This is a genomic window from Kitasatospora sp. NPDC001664 (assembly GCF_053596675.1).
The window spans coordinates 269,799-290,950 of sequence record NZ_JBSFGS010000007.1; the positions used below are offsets into that span (position 1 = coordinate 269,799).

At 73.5% G+C, this 21,152-nt stretch carries 19 protein-coding genes; 8 read left to right on the plus strand and 11 right to left on the minus strand.

The window, feature by feature from the left end:
* Positions 1-285: 285 nt before the first annotated feature.
* On the plus strand, positions 286-717 hold the full coding sequence (locus ACWCYY_RS12930) for an SMI1/KNR4 family protein (protein WP_449796035.1): 432 nt from the start codon (positions 286-288) through the stop codon (positions 715-717).
* Between the two features lie 180 nt (positions 718-897).
* Here the strand turns inward: ACWCYY_RS12930 and ACWCYY_RS12935 are convergent, their stop codons facing one another.
* The 3 genes from ACWCYY_RS12935 to ACWCYY_RS12945 form a co-directional block, all read right to left on the minus strand.
* Complete coding sequence (locus tag ACWCYY_RS12935; protein ID WP_449796036.1) at positions 898-1,677, minus strand: hypothetical protein; 780 nt, start codon at positions 1,675-1,677, stop codon at positions 898-900.
* A complete protein-coding gene (locus ACWCYY_RS12940; protein ID WP_449796037.1) occupies positions 1,661-2,869 on the minus strand; it encodes a hypothetical protein in 1,209 nt (402 codons plus the stop codon). Before ACWCYY_RS12940 ends, ACWCYY_RS12935 begins: the two co-directional genes overlap by 17 nt.
* Positions 2,870-2,999: 130 nt before the next feature.
* Positions 3,000-3,734, minus strand: a complete 735-nt coding sequence (locus ACWCYY_RS12945) for an alpha/beta hydrolase (protein ID WP_449796068.1) — start codon at positions 3,732-3,734, stop codon at positions 3,000-3,002.
* A gap of 317 nt (positions 3,735-4,051) precedes the next feature.
* Between ACWCYY_RS12945 and ACWCYY_RS12950 the strand changes: the two genes are divergently transcribed.
* The gene (locus ACWCYY_RS12950; protein WP_449796038.1) at positions 4,052-4,984 is read left to right on the plus strand and encodes a hypothetical protein; all 933 of its coding nucleotides are present in this window, start codon (positions 4,052-4,054) and stop codon (positions 4,982-4,984) included.
* 7 nt (positions 4,985-4,991) lie between these two features.
* Here the strand turns inward: ACWCYY_RS12950 and ACWCYY_RS12955 are convergent, their stop codons facing one another.
* Both ACWCYY_RS12955 and ACWCYY_RS12960 read right to left on the minus strand, forming a co-directional pair.
* Positions 4,992-6,194 carry a cation:proton antiporter gene (locus tag ACWCYY_RS12955; protein WP_449796039.1) on the minus strand — a complete coding sequence of 401 codons (1,203 nt, stop codon included), beginning with the start codon at positions 6,192-6,194 and terminating at the stop codon, positions 4,992-4,994.
* A gap of 285 nt (positions 6,195-6,479) precedes the next feature.
* Positions 6,480-7,259, minus strand: a complete 780-nt coding sequence (locus tag ACWCYY_RS12960) for a maleylpyruvate isomerase family mycothiol-dependent enzyme (protein ID WP_449796040.1) — start codon at positions 7,257-7,259, stop codon at positions 6,480-6,482.
* A gap of 125 nt (positions 7,260-7,384) precedes the next feature.
* On the opposite strand from ACWCYY_RS12960, the gene ACWCYY_RS12965 reads away from it, so the two are divergent.
* Entirely contained in the window at positions 7,385-7,798 is a 414-nt protein-coding gene (locus tag ACWCYY_RS12965) for a pyridoxamine 5'-phosphate oxidase family protein (RefSeq protein WP_449796041.1), read from the plus strand.
* Position 7,799: 1 nt separating this feature from the next.
* Here ACWCYY_RS12965 and ACWCYY_RS12970 read toward each other — a convergent pair whose 3' ends face one another.
* From ACWCYY_RS12970 to ACWCYY_RS12980, 3 genes are read right to left on the minus strand one after another with little or no spacing between them, the layout of a single operon-like run.
* Positions 7,800-8,279: a WapI family immunity protein gene (locus ACWCYY_RS12970; protein WP_449796042.1), complete on the minus strand. Its 480-nt coding sequence runs from the start codon at positions 8,277-8,279 to the stop codon at positions 7,800-7,802.
* 17 nt (positions 8,280-8,296) lie between these two features.
* Positions 8,297-10,114 carry an ABC transporter ATP-binding protein gene (locus tag ACWCYY_RS12975; RefSeq protein ID WP_449796043.1) on the minus strand — a complete coding sequence of 606 codons (1,818 nt, stop codon included), beginning with the start codon at positions 10,112-10,114 and terminating at the stop codon, positions 8,297-8,299.
* Positions 10,111-11,823 carry an ABC transporter ATP-binding protein gene (locus tag ACWCYY_RS12980; RefSeq protein WP_449796044.1) on the minus strand — a complete coding sequence of 571 codons (1,713 nt, stop codon included), beginning with the start codon at positions 11,821-11,823 and terminating at the stop codon, positions 10,111-10,113. The genes ACWCYY_RS12975 and ACWCYY_RS12980 overlap by 4 nt, the downstream gene beginning before the upstream one ends.
* A 127-nt stretch (positions 11,824-11,950) precedes the next feature.
* Here ACWCYY_RS12980 and ACWCYY_RS12985 point away from each other — a divergent pair, with 127 nt between their 5' ends.
* Genes ACWCYY_RS12985 through ACWCYY_RS13000 form a run of 4 tightly spaced genes read left to right on the plus strand, consistent with a single transcriptional unit; the run spans position 11,951 to position 15,337 of the window.
* The gene (locus ACWCYY_RS12985) at positions 11,951-12,964 is read left to right on the plus strand and encodes a FecCD family ABC transporter permease (RefSeq protein WP_449796045.1); all 1,014 of its coding nucleotides are present in this window, start codon (positions 11,951-11,953) and stop codon (positions 12,962-12,964) included.
* Positions 12,961-14,049 (plus strand): FecCD family ABC transporter permease, encoded by a 1,089-nt coding sequence (locus ACWCYY_RS12990; protein WP_449796046.1) that lies wholly within the window; start codon positions 12,961-12,963, stop codon positions 14,047-14,049. Before ACWCYY_RS12985 ends, ACWCYY_RS12990 begins: the two co-directional genes overlap by 4 nt.
* A complete protein-coding gene (locus ACWCYY_RS12995; protein WP_449796047.1) occupies positions 14,046-14,930 on the plus strand; it encodes an ABC transporter ATP-binding protein in 885 nt (294 codons plus the stop codon). Before ACWCYY_RS12990 ends, ACWCYY_RS12995 begins: the two co-directional genes overlap by 4 nt.
* Complete coding sequence (locus ACWCYY_RS13000; RefSeq protein WP_449796048.1) at positions 14,927-15,337, plus strand: MarR family winged helix-turn-helix transcriptional regulator; 411 nt, start codon at positions 14,927-14,929, stop codon at positions 15,335-15,337. The genes ACWCYY_RS12995 and ACWCYY_RS13000 overlap by 4 nt, the downstream gene beginning before the upstream one ends.
* Positions 15,338-15,350: 13 nt before the next feature.
* On the opposite strand, the gene ACWCYY_RS13005 is transcribed toward ACWCYY_RS13000, so the two are convergent.
* The 3 genes from ACWCYY_RS13005 to fxsT all read right to left on the minus strand — a co-directional run bounded on the left by ACWCYY_RS13005 (position 15,351) and on the right by fxsT (position 19,771).
* Positions 15,351-16,565, minus strand: coding sequence for a beta-ketoacyl-[acyl-carrier-protein] synthase family protein (locus tag ACWCYY_RS13005; protein WP_449796049.1), 1,215 nt, complete (start codon positions 16,563-16,565; stop codon positions 15,351-15,353).
* Between the two features lie 205 nt (positions 16,566-16,770).
* Positions 16,771-17,295 carry a hypothetical protein gene (locus tag ACWCYY_RS13010; protein WP_449796050.1) on the minus strand — a complete coding sequence of 175 codons (525 nt, stop codon included), beginning with the start codon at positions 17,293-17,295 and terminating at the stop codon, positions 16,771-16,773.
* 67 nt (positions 17,296-17,362) lie between these two features.
* Positions 17,363-19,771 carry an FxSxx-COOH system tetratricopeptide repeat protein gene (gene fxsT / locus ACWCYY_RS13015; RefSeq protein WP_449796051.1) on the minus strand — a complete coding sequence of 803 codons (2,409 nt, stop codon included), beginning with the start codon at positions 19,769-19,771 and terminating at the stop codon, positions 17,363-17,365.
* 298 nt (positions 19,772-20,069) lie between these two features.
* Between fxsT and argB the strand changes: the two genes are divergently transcribed.
* Positions 20,070-20,921: an acetylglutamate kinase gene (gene argB, locus ACWCYY_RS13020; protein ID WP_449796052.1), complete on the plus strand. Its 852-nt coding sequence runs from the start codon at positions 20,070-20,072 to the stop codon at positions 20,919-20,921.
* Positions 20,922-21,152: the final 231 nt, after the last annotated feature.

The window sequence follows — 21,152 nt, forward strand, 5'->3', positions numbered from 1 at the left end:
TTTACCCGCCGATTGATGAGGCCAGCTTCAGGCCAGTTGCTTCGTGTCCGCGCGCCCGATAGGTCACGAAGTCGTACTGGAATACTAGGACGGTGTTGCTTCCGGACACGCAGGGTCGTGCTGTGAGTTTCGACCGACCGTCGGCGCGGGCCCGGCAGTGAGCGGGCGATATCCGGTCAAGAGACCCGCAAGGCTCACTGAGGGACCGGGCCGATCGCCTGCCGGCGCCAAGCTTGTCCAGCAGCTCAGGTCGGTCTCCGTAGGACGATCTGGAATGCTGGGGCGATGTGGCGGGAACTGGTTCTGAATGTGATGGCGGATGCCGAAGTTGGCGGTCCGGCCGGGGAAGACTCGTTGGCGGCGGTCGAACGCGTACTTGGGCAGCCGCTGCCCTCCGAGCTTGCTGCGCTGTTGGGTGAATGCGATGGCGTTCGAGGACGCAATGGTCTCGACGTCATCTGGAGCGCGGAGCGGATCGCGAAGGACAATGCCGACTTTCGAACGGCCAGGGATCTCGCCGAGCTGTACATGCCGTTCGAGCCGTTGATGTTCTTCGGCAGCAACGCAGGGGGTGACCAGTTCGCCTTCGTCCGGACCCCGCAACGCAACGAGGTCTTCGTCTGGGAGCACGAGACTGACAGCAGGTACCTGGTTTCGTACGGGTTGGACCAGTATCTGGAGCAGGCTCTCCAGGCACGCGGGGACTGGTACCGGTAGTCCTGCAACCTTGTAGCCGGGCATTGTTCAGCTCACCCGCGCGCCTGCACGTTGCGCGCAAGCCTGCACACACACTCCTGAGTGATCGGCCGGCCGACGTTCTTCACCGTGAGGTCCGGCTACCTCTTCGCAGTGCGGCCGCCCATCCCGGGACTCGTGATCGCTACGGCTGAGGGGCCGTCACCCCGGGGAGACGGGCGGCAGGAGGTCGCTCGGGCTGACGGTGTAGGTCAGTGGGGGGTAGGTGAAGTCCGGCTCGGTGTTCTCCTGGCGGCGCATCCGGAAGAAGTCGCGTTGTTGGTCCTCGTCGGCCAGGGTCAGGCGGTCGCCCCGGGGGAGGTGGGGGTGTCCGTCGTGGAAGCGGACGAGGGTCTTCGAGGTTCGGAAGGTGAGGCCGAGCCAGCGGTTCTCGGTGCGTCGGGAGGGCGAGCCCAGGACGATGCGGTGCTTGAGGCGTCGGTTCGCCTCGACCGAGAACACGACGAATCCGTTGTGGGTGAGCGGGAGTTCGAGGGTCTCGCCGGACTCCTTGGACTCGACGAGCAGGCGCCGTGGCGGATCCGCCTCGGGGTGTTCGTAGCAGGAGAAGACGGCGATGTGCGAGCCGTCGGCGAGGTCGAGCGCCTGGTCCGAGTGGGCGCCCATCTTGGCGTAGGCGTTGGTGTAGCACTCGACGAGGGCGTTGTTGAAGCCGAGCGGCACCGCGGCGCGCTCCTGGATCAGCTGCGCCAAGCGCCGGTGCACGGCGCCGAACTGTTGGGCGGGGTGGGCGTAGCGGCTGGTCGTGCGGACCAGCGGGACGCCGCCGGTGGTCTCGTCGACCAGAGCGAGCGTGGTGCCGCGGCGGCCCTTGCCGAGTTCCTCGAAGCGGGCGGAGAGGGAGAGTTCGGGGAAGGGGTTCTCCTCGAGCGGGAGCTCGTGGGTGAGGACGGCGCCGGCGATGTCAGGGGCGGGGAGCAAGGTAGTCCCCCGCGTTCATGCTGAAGAGGAACTTGTCGCCGTAGTCGACGGGGGACGTGCTGCGGTTCTCCTCCGCGTACAGCCGGCGCAGCTCGGCCATGCCCTCCTCCGTGGCGGGCTCCAACTCCACCGGCCGGCCCTCCCGTTGGAGATAGGTCCTGCCGTCCCGGTGCACGGCTTCGGTGTCCGAGCAGCGGACGACGTACCCGAGGCGGGTCGGCAGCAGCCCGGCGTCCAGGGTCGATGGCCGGATCTCGTGGGTGTACAGGCGGTTGGTGGAGAGCGGCATGAAGAAGACGGAGCCGGGGTACAGCGTCACGCCGAACCGGGCGGGGAGGGCGGTCCCGTCGGGACCCGCGGTCGGCTCCTTCAGGCGGAAGTCGAGCCGGGTGAGCCCGCTGGTGCGCTTCACGCCGAGGTCGAAGGGGTCGTCGGCCAGGGGCTGGAGCCGGTCGAGTCCCTGGTAGAAGGTACAGAAGGCCATCACGCCGTCGGCGGGCATGTCCTTGGTCTTGTCGGCGTGGGAGGAGATCCTGGCCTTGGACTGCTTGCGCTCCGCCGTGGCGAGGGTGTTGTGGTAGACCTGCGCGAGGACGTGGTTGAGCGGTGCGTGGCCCCGGAAGACGGTGGCGGCCTCGCGGTTCAGGGCGTCGACGATCTCGGTGTCGGTCGGCCGGAAGGTCTCGGTCGGCCCCGAGAGGTTGGTGGAGCAGCGGAGCAGGCGGAAGCGCAGGGCGTCGCCCTCCCGGGTGACGGGCGTCAGGTAGATCCCGCTGCGGTGGGCCGTCCCGGGCTTGGTGGACTCCGTCAGGGACTGGAACTCGTGCTCGGCGCGGATCCTGCCGAAGTGGCCGGCGTCCGGCTCGAAGAAGCGGCGGTAGTACACGCCGGCGCCGTGCACGCGCACCGGGACCCGCCCGAGGCCGACCACCGGCCAGGGTCCCGGGTGGCCGTGCGACAGCTCCCGGACGACGAAGACCCTTGCGGCGGGGCGGAGTCGGTGCTCGGCGTAGGTGGAGACGTCGCCGCAGAGGTAGACGGTCCTCCCCGCGAGGTCGGCGGCGCCGGAGGCGAGCTCCCCGGGCGTGATGACGGACCCGAAGAAGTCCCCGCGCGTGTCACGGTCCGTCACCGTCGAAGGTGCGACCAGGATGTGGTCCGCATCCTGGAGCCGGGCCTCTGCTGTCTGCATCGAATGTACCTGTCGTCGTCCGTCGAGCCTCGATGCTCTCACGGGCTCCGACGGTGGGCAACGAAGATCGGGCACCCACCCCAACCAGCCTTTTTCGCAGGTCGGTTGGGGTGGGAGCCCTCGGCCAAGGCTACTTCAGGTGCCGGGTGAAGAACCGGGCGGCGGCCTCTCCGGCGAAGGCCGGGACGCCGGTGTGCCCGCCCATGTTGGCGTTGAGCGTCTTCTCCCGGGAGCCGAAGGCGTCGAAGAGCGCGAGGGAGGCCTGCCGGTCGTTCCCCTCGTCGTCCCACTGGAGCAGGACGTGCAGCGGAATGCCGACCCGGCGGGCCTCCTCGACGGTGGCGGCGGGCACGAAGCTCCCGGCGAACAGGACGGCGGCCTCGATGCGCGGATCGACCGCCGCCAGCCGGGTGCCGACGGCGATCACCCCGCCCGAGTAGCCGACGGGACCCCGGAGCCCGGGCAGGTCGAGGAGGGCGTCCAGAGCGGCCTGCCACTCCGGGACGGCCCGGTCCACCAGCGGGAGGATCAGGGCGTCGACGATCGCCGGGCCGACCGGTTCGCCGGCCTCCATCGTGCGGCGCAACTCGGCCCGGGCCCGGTCGAGTTCGGGCAGGCGGGGCCGGTCTCCGCTGCCGGGGAGTTCGATGGTGGCGGTGGCGAAGCCGTCCGCCGCGGCCTGTCGCGCCCGCGCGAGCAGCGCGGGGTACATCCGGGCCAGGCCCAGGGGAGGGTGGCCGAGCAGGATCAGCGGAGCCGGTGCGGCGGCCGGTTCGGGCGTCCAGAGGAAGCCCGGCACGTCGCCGAGGGTGAACCCGCGCTCGAGGAGGTCGCCGTCGAGACGCTGTTCGGAGGTGAAGCGCATGGTGGTCATGCCTTTCGGGAGGGCTCAGAGAACGGCGCTCCCGGGCGACCTACCGCCCGACCGTGACCTCGGAGAGGAGCACCCACGTCGATACTGCGTTCACGGGTACCACCTCCTCGTTCTGCCACACGGTCGCTGAGAACGTAGCAGTGCCCGCAGCCTCGGCACAAACGGATTCCGGGCCGACGGTTGCTCTGCCGGAGGCCCGCGCAGCAGGGGGTGGTGGCACGAACCGGCGGCGGATGCCAGGGTGGTGCCGGTCGGTCCCCGGTAAGTCGGTGGAGGGGGAGACGCGGCCCCGGGCATACTCGGCCGGTATGACGGGTGATCATGGTGTGGACGGGCCGGCGCTGCGGCGGGTGCTGGAGCGGGCGGGCGGGCCGGAGGTGCTGGCGCTGCTGGCGGAGGAGTTGAGCGGAGCGGACCTCACCACGCTGATGCTGGAGGTCTACCGGCGGCGGGCCGAGCGGACCGGGCCGGCCAAGGTGATGCGGCGGTATCGGGACGACCGGTTCGTGGCGCCGGCCCCGGTCGGGTACCGGGAGCTGCGGCGGGCGGAGGACCGGCTGGTGGCGGCGCTGCCGGAGGGCTTCGAGGTGGTGACGCTGGCGCCGCTCGTCCCGCTGGCCGCGCACAGCGCCGTCGGGCCCGTCGACCCCCGGAAGGTGGTGGCCACCGTACGCGGCACAGAGGTGGCGGCGGACCCGACCAACGGGCTGGCCCTGGAGGCGGCCCGGCGGCGGACGGGGACCCGGTCCGCGGAGCCGGTACGGCTGGCGGGCAGTCAGCGGGTGGTCCGGGCCCAGCGGTTCGAGGGGGCGGGGATGCTCGCCCACTTCCAGCTCTTCGCCCTGGTGACGGCGGGCCGGGACACGGGGGGCCAGGGTTTCGAGCGCCAGCACCTGCTCGAACACCTCCGCTTCGCCGCCGAGGCCCTGGCGGGCCGACCGGTCGAGGTCAGGCTCACCGCCCTGGACGGGGCCGGCGCCGCGCTCGTGGAGCACGTCCGGGCGGAGCTGGCCGGCACCCCGGGCCTGGACGTGGTCGAGGACCCCGACCGGGCCACGGGGCGCGGCTACTACTCCGGCCTCTGCTACAAGGTCCACCTCGTCACGGCGGAGGGGCCGGTGGAGGTCGGGGACGGTGGTTTCACCGACTGGACTCGGCGCCTCACCGGAAACCGCAAGGAGCGCCTGCTGATCGGCGGCTTCGGCGTCGACCGTCTCGTGGCCCTCGACCGACCGGCTTGACGGGCCGTCAGGCCGAGGTGGCGGAGGGGTTGTCGCGGCGTTGGAACCAGCGGGCCACCGGGTGCAGGGTCGCGCCGTGCAGCAGGATGCTGAGCAGCACGGTGGTGCACATGACGTCGATGACGAAGAAGCCCCGTTCGTCGTCCAGGTGGGTGGCGGCCAGGACGGCGAAGACGATCGAGGTGACGCCGCGCGAGCCGAGCCAGCCGATCGCGGCGCGCTCCGGCCAGGAGAACCGCAGCCGCCCCAGGGAGAGCAGCACCGGCACCATCCTGGCCACCGTGAGGACCAGCAGCGCGTAGCCGAGCACCGTCCAGGACACCCCGTCGGCGAACTCCTGGGCGGCCAGGGCGCCGAGCGTGAACCAGACGGCGAAGGCCATCAACTGGCTGGTGTCGCGCACCAGGTGGACGGTGGCCGGGCCGAGCGTGTGGGCGGCGGGGGCGAAGCAGACCCCGGCCACGAAGGCGGCCACGAAGCCGTTGCCGTCGATCAGGACGGCGGAGCTGTAGGCGAGGAAGGGCAGCGCCAGGGTGGCGAACGGCAGTGACTCCGGTCCGGTCCAGCCCTTGGCGACCGCCACCGGGGCCAGCCGGCTGGCCGTCAGGCCCCAGAAGCAGCCCACCAAGAGGGCCAGGCCCGCGCCCTTGACGGTGCTCCAGAGCAGCGAGCCGACCGAGGTGTCGGCGGCGGAGGTGAGGTTGGCCAGGCAGAACAGGAAGACGGGGGAGATCAGGCCGTCGTTGAGACCGGCCTCCAGGTTGAGCGCGGCGCGCACGCGCAGCGGGATGCGGGCCTCGGCGAGGAGCGCCGAGATCGGGGCCAGGTCGATCGGCATCACCACCAGGGCGATCACCGCCAGCAGCCACCAGCTCTGGCCGGGGAAGAAGACGTAGCCGAGCAGGGTGGCCAGGCCGATCGAGGCCGGGAGCGCTAGGGTGAGCAGGCGCCACTCGCCGGAGGTGCGGGAGCGGTCGTAGTCCTTGGACTCGGTGGCGTCGGTGAACAACAGGACGGCGAGCACGACTTCGGTGGCGAGCTGGAAGCCGTGCGCGTCCAGGTCGATCGCGACGGTGGGGTCCTCACCGGTGGTGAGCACGATCCCGGCGAGCGCGAAGGCCAGCGGGCCGGTGACGCTCCAGCGCGCCAGGCGGTCGGCCATCAGGGCCCAGGCGAACAGCAGGAACAGCACGATCAGTATGGCGGTCATCGACTCTCGCAGGTCTGGTGGTGCGGTGGGCGGTTCCGGTGGAGCGAGTTGATCACCCGTCCGCGCGTCAGCCTCTCAGAGCCGTGCCCGCGCGCGGAGGAGGCACACGGGCACTCCCGGCTGCCCGGACGCGGCGGTGCCCGGACGCGGCGGTGCCCCGGCATCCCGTGAGGACGGGGTGCCGGGGCGGAGTACGGTCCGACGGTGCGTCAGGCGGCGGGCGGCGGGCGGCGGGCGTCAGGCGGCGCGCCGACGGGGCTCCGGGGTGTCAGGCGGTGGGCCGGGTCAGGCCTCCGGGTCCCAGTCCTTGAGCTGGTGGAAGGGCTCCTGCTCGCCGTCGCCCTTGACCGACTCGATCTCGACGCGGCCGTAGAAGGTCAGGACCAGGTCGGAGGCGGTGCCGCGGAGCGAGCCGGTGGGCGCGGCGTGCTCCGCGCCCGGGGCGAGGGCGACGGCGGACGCCCCGGCGGCGCCGAGGCTCAGGCGCCAGGTGCGGCCCTCGGTGGCCACGAAGTCACCGGTGACGGGCCGGTGCGGCCAGGGGGTGGAGGTCGTCACGCAGGTCGCGAGGAACTCCTCGACGCCGTCCAGGGCGATCCGCTCCGGCAGGGCCTGCGGGGCGCCGATGGTGAGCTGCGCGTCGTAGCTGTGGACGGCGCTCTCCTGCACCCGGTGGCGGGCGACGCCGCCGGCGGTCCGGGGGTTGGCGGAGCCCTCCCACCAGGTCCAGCAGGGGGAGTCCTCGCCGTGCTCGCGCAGGGTCGAGACCAGCTGCTCGGTGCCGGCGGCCAGCCAGGCCAGCAGGGCGTCGAGCTCGCGCGGGGCGGGCTCCGCCTTGGCGGCCAGGCCCTCGGGTGACGGGCCCTCGGCGGGGCCGGCCGCGACGTTGTGGGACCAGAGGCGCTCGCCCCCGCCGAGGTGGTGGGCCAGGTCGTACAGCGACCAGTCCGGGCAGGTGGGGACCGTGGCGTCCAGGTCAGGAGCGGCGGCGACGGCCGCGCGGAACGCGGCCGCGCGCTCCTCGATGAGCTCGAGCAGCACGGGGAAGGCGAGGTTCTGTGTCACGGGTGACTGTCTATCACCGATGATCTTGTGAATGCGTGTGGTTTTCCCGGGACCGGTTCCTAGGACGCTGGTCGTAGGGCCGCGGCCCGAAGCGGGCGGGCCGTCCCGGGCGGTGGGATGGGGGCATGAAGAACGACACACCCCTGCCCGAGCTGCCCGAGTCGGTGATCGAACGCCTCGCGGTCGAGCGCAACGCCTGGCTCTGCACCGTCCGCGCGAACGGTACGCCGCACGTGACCCCGATCTGGTTCGTCTACCGGGAGGGCGTGTGGTGGATCGGCTCGGACGCCCTCTCCGTCAAGGTCCGCAACGCGCTGCGCTTCCCGTCCGTCTCCCTCGCCCTGGAAGGCGGCAACCGACCGGTGGTCGCGGAGGGCGAGGTCACGGTCCGTCAGGAGGACGAGTTCCCGCCCGAGATCGTGGCGGCCTTCGCGGCCAAGTACGACTGGGACGTCGCCGCCCCGTACCGCCCCGACAGCTCCCGGGTGCTCCTCGAAGTCCCGGTCCGCCGCTGGCTGCTGGCGGGCACGGCGCAGTGAGTCAGCGGCCGGGGAAGGGCAGGAGCTCGAGCTCCCACTCCCCGGCCGCCGTCATCAGCCCGTCCTCGGTGAGGTCGAAGCACACGTCGTAGGGCACCCGGTGGCCGTCGGCGTCCCGGCTCCAGGGCGGGGCGGCCTCCAGGTGCACGGTGAGGCGGACGGTCACGGTGCCGGCGGTGCGGGCGGCCACGCTGAAGGAGAGCACCGGTTCGAGGAACTCCAGCCGAGGGGACCACTCGTCGTCGCGGTTGCGGTGGGCGACGGGGATCCGCCCGTCGGCGGCCGCGCGCAGCCAGCCGGTCAGCTCCTCGGCCTCGTCCGTCAGGAGCGCGGGGTCCTCGAAGGACCAGCCGCCGGCCGGGTCGGTGACCCGGCCGGCGACGACCAGCCAGTTGTCGTCGTAGTACTCCCCGCTGGTGGCCCCGAACTGGTAGCGCACGGGCCGCAGGTCGAGGCTCGTCCCGCCGCTCGTCAGTCGCATACGGGCATCATGGCACGTCAGGCGGGCCGTTCGGCCGGGGTGCGTTCGGCGGACCAGGCGGACCAGAGGGCGGCGTACGGGCCGTCGGCCTGGACGAGGTCGGCGTGGGTGCCGGTCTCGACCACCCGGCCGCCGTCGAGGACGACGACGCGGTCGGCGGTGGCGGCCTGGGTGAGGCGGTGGGCGACGGTGAGGGCGGTGCGGCCGGCCAGGGCGGCGTCGGCGGCGGCCTCCAGCTCGCGGGCGCCCGCGCTGCCCGCGTCGGCGGTGGCCTCGTCGAGGACGGCGATCGGGGGGTCGGTGAGGACCAGCCGGGCCAGGGCGAGGTGCTGGGCCTGAGCGGTCGTCAGGCGGTGGCCGCCGTCGCCGACCACGGTGGCGAGGCCCTCGGGGAGGGCGTCGACCCAGGTCAGGGCGCCGACGGCCGCGAGCGCGGTGCGCAGCTCGGCGTCGGTCGCGCGGGGCCGGGCCAGGCGCAGGTCGTCGGCGAGCGGGCCGGCGAAGACGTGCACCTCCTGGCTGATCAGGGCGACGGCGCCGCGCACCCCGGCCGGGCCGAGCTCCGCGAGCTCGGCGCCGCCGAGCCGGATGCTGCCGGAGGAGGCCCGGTGCACCCCGGCCACCAGCTTGGCGAGGGTGGTCTTGCCCGCCCCGCTGGCCCCGACCAGCGCGACCCGTTCGCCGTCACGGACCGTCAGGGAGACCTCGTGCAGCACCGGGTGGCCGTCGCGGTAGGCGTGGTGGAGGGCCGTGACGGCGACGGAGGCGTCGGCGGGCCCGGGGGCGTCGGCGGGCTCCGGCTCGGTGGGGAGAGCGGCGAGCCCGACCAGCCGGGCCAGGGCGGCGCCCGCCGACTGGGCGTCGTCGACCAGCACCAGGGCGGCGTTGATCGGGTTGAAGAGACCGTGGAAGTACAGGGCGGCGGCGGTGGCCGTGCCCAGGCTCACCTCCTCGGCGTCCACCAGCAGGAACCCCGCCACCAGCACCGAGGCCAGCCCGATGAACTCGGCCAGGTTCAGCCGGGAGAAGAAGCCGGTGACCAGCCGGGTGCCGCGCATCCAGAGCTGCACGGAGTCGTCCGAACGCTTCTCCACCAAGCCCACCTGGTGCTCCGTCAGCCGCAGTGCCCGCACGGTGCGGACCCCGCCGACACCGTCCAGCAGCTGCTGCTGGAGCGCCCCGGCGGCGGCCCGCTGGGCCGCGTAGACCGGGACGGCCCTCGGCAGGTACCAGCGCATGGTCAGCCAGTGCACGGGCGCGGCGGCCAGCACGGCGAGCGCGAAGCGCCAGTCCAGCAGGGCCAGTGCCACCAGGGTGAGCACGATGGCGAGCACCGAGCGGGCGAACTCGGGCAGCGCCTGGCGCACCGTCCGCGCCACCAGGGCGACGTCCCCGGTGACCCGGGAGGTCAGGTCGCCCACCCCGGCCCGCTCCACCCGCTCCAGCGGCAGACGCAGCGCCCGCTCGACGAACTCCTCGCGCACGGTGGCGAGCACGCCCTCGCCCAGCCGGGCCACCAGGGCGCTGCCGTACGCGATGGCCGCGCCGCGCCCGAGCGCGACGGCCACCAGCAGGACCAGCGGCAGGGTGAGCGAGCCGGTGCCGGCCTTCGCCCTCACCAGGTCGACCAGGCGGCCGAGCAGCGGGGCCGTGAGCAGACCGACGGCGGTGCCGAGCACCAGCACGGTCAGCGCCCCCGCGGTCAGGGCGCGCTGACGGAGCACCAGGCGCCGCAGCACGGCCCAGGTCTCGGCGCCGCCCGCGACCGGCAGCAGTTCGCGGTCGGCGGGTGCGTGGGTCGGGGTCACGGTCGGGTCCTCCGCGGTGGTCGTCATGCCAGCACCAGGGTGCGGTAGGCGGGGTCGGCGGTGAGGGTCTGGTGGGTGCCGTCGGCGGTGACGGCGCCGTCGGTGAGGACCACCACCCGGTCGGCGCGGGCGAGCAGGGCCGGGCTGGTGGTGACCAGCACGGTGGTGCGGCCGTGGCGCAGCGCGCGCAGCCGCTCGGCGATCCGGGACTCCGTGACGGAGTCCACGGCGGTGGTCGGGTCGTGCAGGACGAGTACGGCCGGTGAGGCGGCCAACGCCCGTGCCAGGGCGACGCGTTGCCGCTGGCCGCCGGAGAGCGAACGGCCGCCCTCGCTGACCTCGGTGTCCAGCCCGGCGGGCAGGGCGGCGGCCACCTCGTCGGCGGCGGATGCGGCGAGCACGGCCCCGGTCAGCTCGCCGTCGGGCGAGCCGAGGAGGTTCTCCCGCAGGGTGCCCGCGAAGAGCACGGCGTCGTGGTGGGCGACCAGGACGGAGCGGCGCAGCTCGGCCGGGTCGAGGGCGGTCAGGCTGGTGCCGTCCAACTCGACCGTTCCGGCGGCCGGGTCGGCCTCGCGGCCGAGGCAGCGCAGCAGGTCGGCCGCGGCCGCCGGATCGTCCGTGACCACGCCGAGCAGCTCGCCGGGCGCGACCTCCAGGTCCAGCCCGCGCAGGGCGCCGTAGCCGACGCCGCTCAGCCGCAGCCCGCCGGGGCCGGCGGACCAGGGCCCGGAACCGGGCGTGGCCGCGTGCGGTGCGCGGTGGTGCGGCACCGCGGGCGGGGCGGCCAGCACCTCGGCGATCCGCCCGGCCGAGGCCCGGCCCTGGGCGAACTCGCCGTTGGCCCAGGTGAGCACCTGGAACGGGCCGAGCAGGAACTGCGCCAGACCGACCGCGGCGATCAGCTCGCCGACGCTGACCCGTCCGTCCATCGCCAGCACCGCGCCGACCAGGGCGATCAGCACGATGAAGAGCCCGGTCAGCGCCTGGAGCCCCCCGTCGTGCGCGGCGCGGCTGCGGGCGGCCCGCAGCGCCGCGGCGAGCGAGTCCTGACTCACCGTCCGGTACCGGGCCACCGCCGCCGCCTCGGCGCCGATGCCCTTGAGCACCCGCAGGCCGGTGACCAGGTCGGCGGCGATGCCACCGGCGCGGGCGGCGCGGTCCTGCTCCACGCCGCTGCGCCGCTCCAGCGGGCGGCTGATGCGGTGGCCGAGCCAGAGCAGCGGCGGTATGCCGAGGAGCACCAGCAGGCCGAGCGGCACCGAGATCCGCAGCAGCAGCGCGGCGCTGACGCCCAGTCCGGCCAGCGCGGCGACGCCGAACGGCAGCACGGTGGCCACCACTCCGACCCGCTTGGCGTCGCCGGTGGCGATGCCGGCCAGCGCACCGGGCAGGTGCCCGGCCTCGGCGCCGCCGTACGGGTCCAGCACTCGGGTGGTGAGGGCCAGGCGCAGCCGGTGGGCGGCCTGCTCGCCGGCGCGCTCCGCCAGTCTGGCGCCCGTGCGGTAGCAGGTGGAGAGGAGCAGGAAGAGCACGGCGAGCAGGGCCAGCCAGCGCAGCAGCGCGGGGACGGAGCCGGTGGCCACGGCCCGGTCGATCACCGCGCCCATCACCACCGGCACCAGCGCCTCGCAGGTCTGGTGTCCCATGCCGAGCAGCGCCGCGCCGGTCAGCAGGCGGCGTTGGCCGCGGAGCGCGCCGCGCAGGACGGCGCCTCCGCTCGGTCCTGCTGTGGCCATGGACGTCCTTTCGGGTGATCTTGCGATGGTGGCCCAACGTCCGCTGTGACCAGTGGTTCTGACGGTGCGTCAGGTGTTGGTTCGAGTGTTGACCTCTACCGAGGAGACAGGTTAGCCTTACCTAACTATGAATGTCGAACCGTCGGCGGCCCTGCGGCGCACTCTCGGGCTGGCCCTGGCCGCCGGGGTGCTCCTGCTGCTCTGCCTGCTCAGTCTCTGGATCGGCACCCGGGGCGTCCCGGTCAGCACGACCTGGCGGGTGCTCTGGCACCCCGACGGCTCGAACGCCGCCACCGTCGTCCACGACTACCGCATCCCGCGCACCCTGCTCGCCCTCCTGGTCGGCAGCGCGCTCGGCACCGCCGGCGCCCTGATGCAGGCCCTCACCCGCAACCCGCTGGCCGACCCGGGCCTGCTCGGCGTCAGCCTCGGCGCCGCCACCGGCGTCGTGGTCGCGATCGGCTTCCTCGGCGTCTCCAGCGTGCTGGGCTACGTCTGGTTCGCCCTGCTCGGCGCTGCCGTGGCCACCCTCGCCGTGTACCTGCTCGGCGCGGCGGGCCGCGGCCAAGCCACCCCCGAACGGCTGGTGGTGGCCGGAGCGGCGCTCACCGCCGTGCTGTTCGCCTTCGACTCCGCCGTCCTGCTGCTCGACCCCGAGGTCTTCGACGAGTTCCGGTTCTGGACCGTCGGTTCGCTCGCCGGGCGCCGCTACGACGTCCTGCTGGCCGTGCTGCCCTTCGTCCTGACGGGTGGTCTGATCGCCGTCGCCCTGGCCCGGGCCCTGAACGCGCTCGGCCTCGGGGACCAGGTCGGCCACGGCCTGGGCGTCGCCGTCGGCCGCACCCGCGCCCTCGGCGGCCTCGCCGTCCTGCTGCTCTGCGGCGCCGCCACCGCGGCCGCCGGGCCGATCGCCTTCCTCGGCCTCGCCGTCCCGCACGTGGCCCGCTTCCTGGTCGGCCCGGACCAGCGCTGGGTACTGGCCTACTCCGCCGTGCTCGCCCCGCTGCTGCTGCTCGCCGCGGACGTGGCCGGGCGGGTGGCCGGGGCGCCCGGCGAGATCCAGGTCGGCATCGTCACCGCCGTGCTCGGCGGCCCGCTCTTCCTCGGCCTGTGCCGCCGCCGCGGGCTGGTGCTGCTGTGAGCGGCCGTCAGCCCGCCGTGCAGGCACGGGCAGTGGGCCGCCCGGCGATCGGCCATCCGGTGCTGCGCCGTGGACGGTGGTCGGTCCGGGTGGTGCCCCGGACGGTCGCCGTCTGTGCCGGCCTCGCGGCCCTGCTGCTCGGCGTCTGCCTGCTCTCCCTGGCCGTGGGCGAGGTGCACCTGACGCCGCGTGAGGTCTACGGCGCACTCACCGGCGAGCCCGGCGCCGCCGACTTCGTCGTCAACACCCTGCGCCTGCCCCGCCTGCTGCTCGCCCTACTGGTCGGCGCAGCCCTGGCGGTCAGCGGAGCCGTCCTCCAGGGTCTGACCGGCAACCCGCTCGGCAGCCCCGACGTCATCGGCCTCACCAACGGTGCCGCCACCGGCGCCCTGCTGGTCATCGTGGTCCGGCACGGCAGCCTCACCGAGACCGCCCTCGGCGCCCTCGCGGGCGGCCTGGCCACCGCCTTGCTGGTCCAACTCCTCGCCTCGGGGCGGGGGTTGCCGGGCTTCCGTCTGGTGGTGATCGGCATCGGCACCAGCGCCATCCTGCTGTCCGTCAACTCCTACCTGATCACCCGCGCCAGCCTGGAGGACGCGCTGGCCGCCCAGAGCTGGCTGATCGGCAGCCTCAACAGCCGCACCTGGCCCCAGGTCACCGCCCTCGCCATCGGCGTCGCGATCCTGCTGCCGCCCACCCTCTGGTACGGCCGCCGGCTCGGCATGCTCGCCCTCGGCGAGGACACCGCCCGGGCGCTCGGCATGCGCACCGGCCCCACCCGGGCCGTCCTGCTGCTGCTCGGCGTCGCCCTGGCCGCCGTCGGCACCGCCGTCACCGGCCCGATCTGGTTCGTCGCGCTGGCCGCCCCGCAGCTCGCCCGCCGACTGGTCGGCGGCCGCGGCGGTACCGGCGGGGGCCTGGTGCCCGCCGCCCTCAGCGGAGCCCTGCTGCTGGCCGCGAGCGACTTCGCGGTCCAGCGGGTCTTCGCCCCCGCCCCCATGCCGGTCGGCATCGCCACCGGCACGCTGGGCGGCCTCTACCTCTGTCTCCTGCTGATCGGCGAAACCCGAAAGAGCGGCACATGACCGTCACCTCCACCACCCTTCCCACGGCCTCCACCGTCCCTGCCGTGCACGACGGCTCCCGGCTGCGGGCCGAGGACCTCACCCTGGCCTACGACCAACGCACGGTCGCGAGTTCACTGACCGTCAGCATCCCGGACCGCTCCTTCACCGTGATCCTCGGCCCGAACGCGTGCGGCAAGTCCACCCTGCTCAAGGCCCTGGCCCGGCTCATCAAGCCCACCGGCGGCACGGTCCTGCTCGACGGCGCCTCGATCGCCACCTACCGGACCCGCGAGGTGGCCCGCCGGCTGGGCCTGCTCCCGCAGTCCGCCAACGCGCCCAGCGGCATCTCGGTCTCCGAGCTGGTGGCCCGGGGGCGCTACCCGCACCAGGGCTTCCTGCGCCAGTGGTCCGCCGAGGACGAGGGCGCCGTCACCGAGGCGATGCGCCGCACCGGCGTCCTCGACCTCGCCGACCGGCCGGTCGACGATCTCTCCGGCGGGCAGCGCCAACGCGTCTGGCTGGCCATGGTGCTGGCCCAGCAGACCGACATCCTGCTGCTGGACGAGCCGACCACCTACCTGGACATCTCGCACCAGTTCGAGGTCCTCGACCTCTGCGCCGAACTCCACGAGGAGCGCGGCCACACCGTGGTCGCCGTCCTCCACGACCTCAACCAGGCCGCCCGCTACGCCACCCACCTGGTGGTGCTCGGCCCCGACGGCGCGGTCGCGGCGGAGGGGCCCCCGGCCGAGGTGCTCACCGCCGAGCTGGTCGAGCGGGTCTTCGGCCTGCGCTGCCGGGTGGTCCCCGACCCGGAGACCGGTACACCGATGGTGGTCCGCGCCGCCCGCAAGCCCGCTGCCGCCGTTGTTACCGATCACCAGGACCCGGACCGATGACGACCCGACTGCTCGGCCTCACCACCTCCCTGATATCCGCCGCCGGCCGCAACGCCCGCGCCAGCCTGGCCGCCCGGGTCGCCGAACGCGGCCTGCGCCTGTGGCACGTCGCCGTCCTGGAGGCCCTCGCGGGCGGCTCCCTCTCCAAGGGAGAGCTCGCCGCCCGCCTCGACATCAACCCCAGCGACATCGTCAAGGTGGTCGACGACCTGATGGCCGCCGACTGCACCGTCTGCACCCGCTCGCTGCGCGACCGCCGCCGGGTCGAGGTCTCCCTCACCCCGGCGGGCGAGTCGCTGCTGGCCGAGCTCACCGCCGAGCTCGTGGCGGTGGAGGACACCGTGCTGGCCCCGCTCAGCTGCGCCGAACGGGAGCAACTGGCGGGCCTGCTGGAGCGGTTGGCGTAGCGTCAGGCCGCCGTCACGGGGTGAGTACCAGGCTGACGTTGTGGCCGCCGAAGCCGAAGGCGTTGGCGAGGGCGGCGGTCTGGACGCCCTCGCGGGGCTTGCCGGTGACGATGTCCAGGGGGATCTCGGGGTCGGGGTCACTGAGGTTGACGGTGGGCGGGGTGATGGCGTCCCGGAGCGAGAGGACCGTGGCCACGGCACCCAACGCGCCTGCCGCGCCGAAGAGGTGACCGGTCATCGACTTCACGGCCGTGACGGCGGGGTGGGTGCCGATCGCGGTGGCGATCGAGCGGGCCTCGGTGAGGTCGCCGAGCTGGGTGGAGGTGGCGTGCGCCTGGACGAGCGTGATGTCGGTGGGGGCGAGGCCCGCCTCGGCGACCGCCCGGCGGATGGCCCGGGCCTGGCCGTCGGTGTGGCCGGCGGTGATGTGGTGGGCGTCGGAGGTCACGGCGGCCCCCGCCAGGCGGGCGTTCCGCCGCGCGGCCCGGGCGGCGGCGAACGAGGCCCGCTCCAGCACCACCACGGCCGCGCCCTCCCCGATCACGAAGCCCTCCCGGCCGAGGTCGAACGGCCGTGAGGCCAGGGCCGGTTCGTCGTTGCGGGTGGAGTGCGCCCGGGCCGAGTGGAAGCCCGCGAGGGGCAGCGGGTGGATGCAGGCCTCGGCCCCGCCGGCCACCACCACGTCGGCCCGGCCGAGACGGATCAGGTCCAGCCCGAGGGCGATGGCCTCGGCCCCGGAGGCGCAGGCGGAGACGGGCGTGTGCGCTCCGGCCCGGGCGCCCAGCTCCAGACTCACCCAGGCGGCCGGGCCGTTGGCCATCAGCATCGGCACGGTGTGCGGCGACACCTTCCGCACACCGCTCGCGTGCAGCACGTCGTGCTGCCCGAGCAGGGTCAGCGCCCCGCCGGTCCCCGTGCCGATCACCACCGCGAGCCGCTCCGGATCCACCTCCGGCGACCCGGCGTCGGCCCACGCCTCCCGCGCGGCGATCAGCGCGATCTGCTCGCACCGGTCCAAGCGCCGGGCCTGCACCCGGTCCATCACGGTGGACGGCTCCACCGCCAGCTTCCCGGCGATCCGCACCGGGAAGCCCTCGGCCCACTCCTCCTCGATGGCCGAGATCCCCGACTGTCCGGCCAGCATCGCGGCCCAGGTGGTCGGCACGTCCCCACCGAGGGGTGTGGTGGCGCCGAGGCCGGTGACGATGACGTCTTCGAAGGCGGTCATGGCAAGGCTCCTTCTGTGGGGACGACACAGGCCGGAGGGAGAGTGCCTCCCCGGCCGAATGCCACTCTGCCAAGCCGCAGTTCATCCCTTGGTGTTCTTCCCTACCGCGTCCTGTGCTGACGGTTTGTAGGGTTCCGACGTTTGTCCGTGTCGTTCGCCGAAAGGTCATCAGGCCGTCGGACGAAGGCTCTGGTCGGCGTCGGACTCAGGTGGTGATCAGCGGCTCGTAGGCCGTGCCCTCCGGGGTGAACACCAGGACGTAGTCCGCTCCCGGGCCGGCGGCGACCTCGCGCAGGCGGCTCAGGGCGGCCACGTCGGTCGGGAGGGTGAGGCCGAGCGCGGCGGCGGCACGGTCCCGGCGCTCCGCGAAGTCCGGCATGTCCTCCAGGTACTCGGCGGCGCGTTCGGCGCTCTCCTCGGCGGTGAACTCGGGGCAGTCGCGCCACCACGGCGCGACGAGCAGCAGCCGCAGCAGCTCCGGCAGCCCGATCGCGAGCAGGGCCGCCTGGCCCTCGGAGTCGGCGTAGAGCACCGGTCGCTCCTCACCGCCGTCGCCGCAGAAGAAGTACGTGCCCCCGGCGCCGTCCGCCGCGAAGGCCTCCAACGCCGCCCCGGACGCCAGGTGCACCGGCTCGACGTGGTCACCGTGGTCCAGGTCGAAGTCACCCGGCCAGGAGAGGAGTTCGGCGATGTCGTCGTTCTCGCGGATGACGGTGATCAGTGATCGCATGCGCGGCACTGTAGTGGCCGTGGCCGACAGACGAACGGGTATGGCCTGCCGTACCGATGAGGGACCGTCAGGAGGCCCCGGTGACCGGTTCGGAGCGGAACCGGGCGAGGCGTTCGACGGTCATGGCGAGGGCGGTGTGGGCGAGCACCGTGTCCGGGTGCTCCTCACCGAGGAGACGGAGCCGGATGGCCAGTGTCTGTTCGAGGAGGGGAACGGCTCTGGACAGTTCCCCGGCCAACACGTACGCGACGGCGAGGGCGTCGCGTGTGGCCCTGGTGTCCGGATGGTCGTTCCCCAGGACGTGGGTCTGGGAGGCGAGGGTCCGTTCGTAGAGGGGCAGGGCGCGGGCCGGATCCCCTGAATCGCGGTAGGTGCTGGCCAGGTTGTGCTGGGAGACGAGCGTCCGGGGATGGGCCGGGCCCAGGACCCGGATCATCGCGCTGACCGTCTGTTCGCTCAGGGCCAGGGCGCGATCCAGGTTCCCCGCGTCCTGGTGCGCGCGGGCGAGGTTGCCGCGGGAGAGCAGGGTGTCGGGGTGGTCGGACCCGAGGATCCGTACCCGGTCCTCGAGGGTCCGCTCGTACAGGACGAGGGAGCGGTCGAGGTCCCCGGCGCTCAGGCACGCGGAGGCGAGGGAGTTGCGGGAGTTGAGGGTCTGGGGGTGGTCGTCCCCCAGGACACGGACCCGGGCGGTGAGGGTCTGCTCGTGCAGACGGACGGCACCGGCGAGGTCTCCGGCGGAACCGTTGGCACTGGCCAGGTTGCTGCGCGAGACGAGCGTGTCGGGGTGGTCGTCGCCGAGCGTTTGCACCGAGATGGCGAGGGCCCGTTCGAGGAGCGGGACGGCATGGGTGAAGTCACCCATCGATTCGTAGGCCTGGCCGAGGTTGTTGAGGACCGAGAGGGTGTCGGGGTGGCTCGCGCCCAGGGAGCGGGTCAGGATGTCGAGGTTCTGTTCGGACAGGCGGATGCTGTGCCGGAAGTCGCCGAGGGACAGGTGGATCTCCGCGAGGCTGTTGCGTGAGATCACGCTGTGCGGGTGGTCGTCCCCGAGCAGCCGTGTCCGGGCGTGGTACGCGCGTTCCAGGTAGTCGGTGGCATGGCGGGTGTCGCCCTGGTCGAAGAGGAACAGGCCGATGCCGGAGAACAGAAGGGCGGTCTCCTCGGTGTCGGTGTCGGGGTGCGCGTGCTGGGCCAGGGCGTCGACGTGCGGCATCACCGCGCGCCACGTGGACCAGGTGGACGGGACCTTCGGGTCGCCGGGCGCGAGGAGCCTGGCCAGCAGCAGGGTGGTGAGTTCGCGGGCCTCGCCGATGTGCTCGGGGAGGCGGTGGGGATCGTCGGGGTCCGGCGTACGGGCGAGGGACTGGACGAGGCGGTGGACGGCGAGGGTGTCGCCGTTGACGGTGATCAGGCTGTAGGCGGCGAGGCGGCCGATGGCGCGGTGGACGGCGGGTGCGGTGTCGAGCGGGGTCAGCAGGGCGCGGGGGATGTTGGTGGAGGCGCACCAGGCGAGGAGGCTCAGGACGTCCCCGGTGAGCGGGGTGTGCTCGGTGAGGTGGTCGAGGGAGAGGCGCCAGACGCGGGCGACGGTGCGTTCGCCGTCGTGGCCCTCGGCCGCCTCTCCGTACATGAGGGCCGGGTCCTCGGCGAGCAGGTGCAGATAGGCGGCCGGGCTGATCCCGGTCTCGGCGATGTAGGCCCCGGCCTGCTCGACCGCGAGGGGCAGGTGGCCCAGCTCGGTGCAGAGTTCGGCCGCGCCGTCCAGGGCGGCGGTGCGGGTCCCCGCCGCCGTGACGATGCGCCGCAGGAGGGCGAGCGACTCCTCGGGGGAGAGGACGTCGAGGGGGACGGGGACGGCGGTGTGGTGCCAACCGGTGGCGCGGCGGCTGGTGATGAGGATCCGTCCGGTGGTGGCGCGGGCGAGCAGGGGCGCCAGGTGGGCCGGGTCGTCGACGTTGTCGAGGATCAGGAGCCAGCCGGTGTGGGTGGCGAGCCACTGGACGGCGCGCTCGGTGAGCTGCTCGGCCGGGAGGAGGGCGAGGGCCGGCTGGAGGGCGGTGGCGAGGCGGGCCAGGCCGGCGTCGAGGTTGGCGGGGTTGTCGGCGGTGATCCACCAGACGGGGTTGTCGGTGCCGGCGCGGGTGGCGGCCCAGTGGGCGGCGAGGGTGCTCTTGCCGACGCCGCCGAGTCCGTGGAGGGCCTGGACCACGGCGGTGCCCGTGCCGTCCAGCGCCGCGTCGAGCAGCGCGAGCTCGCGTTCGCGGCCGACGAAGGAGGCGTGCCGGGCGGGCAGGTGGGCGAGGTGCGGTGGGGCGTCGACCTCTGCGGGTGGGCGCAGTTCCGAGGGCGGCAGGTTGATGACGGTCGGGTTGTCGCCGGTGTAGGCGTTCCCGATGAAGGTCTGCGCCGCGATCGCGTGATCTCCGGAGGCGGTGATGCGGCCGGGGCGCGGTGGGGTGCCTGGCCGCTTCACGGGGTGCGGCCGTTCGGCCGTTCGGCTGTGGTGAGACGGCCCCGGCACGGGGCCGTGACCGCTCCGCTGGTGGCCCGCCAAGGCCGTGAACGTCCCAACTCCGCCCTCCCCACCGCCGTCCCGTCGGTGCGAGCGTACTCAGGGCGACGGCGGGCGCGGGCTGATTCCGTCTGTTCAGGGAGTGCGAACCCCGGCGACAGCAAGGCGCAGGGCGGGCGTCATCCGGCGGCGGGATAAAGGGGCCGCCCGGACGCCGTTCGGTCCCGTGCCGTGTGTCATGAACCGTAGGAGGCTGGCCGTGCCGTTGTCGCTGTCGCGCTACCAGGGCCGCGTGGTCGTGGTGAAGTTCGGTGGGAACGCCATGGTGGACGAGGAGTTGAAGGCGGCCTTCGCGCAGGACGTGGTGTTCCTGCGGGAGGCCGGGCTCTGTCCGGTGGTGGTGCACGGGGGCGGGCCGCAGATCAGCTCGCAGCTGGAGCGGCTGGGCCTGCGGTCGAGCTTCACGGCGGGGCTGCGGGTGACCACGCCGGAGACGATGGACGTGGTGCGGATGGTGCTGGCCGGCCAGGTGCAGCGGGAGCTGGTGGGGCTGCTGAACGAGTACGGGCCGTTCGCCGTGGGGCTGACGGGTGAGGACGCGCACACCATGACGGCGGTGAAGCGGTACGCGGTGGTGGGCGGGGAGCAGGTGGACATCGGGCTGGTGGGCGACGTGATGGCGGTCGATCCGGGCCTGCTCTGCTCGCTCGTCGGGGACGGCCGGATCCCGGTGGTCTCCTCGATCGCGCGGGGCGCGGACGGGCAGGTCTACAACGTCAACGCGGACACCGCCGCAGCGGCCGTGGCGGTGGCGATGGGGGCCGAGCTGCTGGTGGTGCTCACGGACGTCGCCGGGCTGTACGCGGACTGGCCGCGCTCCTCCACGGTGATCGAGCGGTTGACGGCCGGTCAGCTCGCGGAGCTGCTGCCGCGTCTGAGCGCCGGGATGCTCCCCAAGATGGAGGCCTGCCTGGACGCCGTGCGCTCCGGGGTGCCGGCCGCCCGGATCATGGACGGCCGGGTGCAGCACAGCCTCCTCGACGCCTTCGCCCCCGACTGCGGCGGGACCCTGGTCCTGCCCGAGCCCGTGGCCCTCGCCGTTCTGGCCTGACGGCACGTCATGATCGGTGCAGGTCAAGTTCGTTGAATGCCGGGAGGGGCCGGACCAGACGGATCGTCCTGGTGCCAGTTCGACCTTCGTGAGGGTGCACTTGGGGGAGTGTGGTTCCGCATCGCGGAACGGAACCCCTTCCCACCTGCGGTTCTGCCGCTCCACAGCAGCTCTCTGACGGTTCGTCATCTTCGGCGGCGCCGCCCTACGCTCCCGGCGTTCGGGGGATCG